1 protein-coding gene and 1 pseudogene are annotated in these 748 nt (G+C 50.3%); both read right to left on the bottom strand.

Features of this window, described 5'->3' with window-relative positions; genetic code table 11:
- Nucleotides 1-221: pseudogene (locus B3P58_RS01675) on the bottom strand (protein translocase subunit SecF); the annotation flags it as partial.
- Nucleotides 218-748: SecD/SecF family protein translocase subunit (locus B3P58_RS01680; protein ID WP_286715620.1), on the bottom strand; the 531-nt coding region annotated here is incomplete at its 5' end. The pseudogene B3P58_RS01675 and the gene B3P58_RS01680, both read right to left, overlap by 4 nt.

Genomic DNA, 748 nt, shown 5'->3' on the forward strand with positions numbered 1-748 from the left:
GTTACATCACGGTAACCGGCATTTTCAAGTGCCGTTGATATGCGCTCGATGGATTCCGGTGTTTCATACTGAACCTCCAGCAGCGTACCGCCGGTAAAATCCAGACCCAGATTCAGACCACGGACTGCGATAGAGCCGATGGAAATAACAATCAGAATAATCGACAGAATGCTGGCCGCATGACGCAGACGCATAAAGTTAAAGTTGGTCGCCCCAATCATGACTGACCTCCGATAGACAATGTTTCAATACGGCGGCCACCGTAAATCCAGTTAATAATGGCGCGGGTCAGAACAATGGCGGTAAACATCGAGGTGATAATACCGAACGACAGTGTAACCGCGAATCCTTTCACCGGACCGGTTCCGACAGCAAACAGAATGACCGCTACGATCAGCGTGGTCAGGTTGGCATCGAAAATGGTGATAAAGGCACGGTTATAACCTTCATGAATCGCCTGCTGTGGCGAGCGGCCATTGCCCAGTTCTTCGCGTATGCGGGCAAAAATCAGTACGTTGGCATCCACCGCCATACCCACGGTTAATACGATACCGGCAATACCCGGCAGCGTTAACGTGGCGCCGATCATCGACATCAGAGCAATCAGAATAACGATATTGGCCAGCAGGGCTACGTTGGCAACCATACCAAACAAGCGGTAGTAAACAGCCATCAGCACCAGCACTAATGCCAGACCCAATACCACTGAGTTAATACCCATTTCGATATTTTCTTTACCCAGGCTTGG

This window comes from Thalassolituus sp. UBA2009 (genome assembly GCF_002335285.1).
GTDB lineage: Bacteria > Pseudomonadota > Gammaproteobacteria > Pseudomonadales > Oceanobacteraceae > Venatoribacter > Venatoribacter alkanivorans.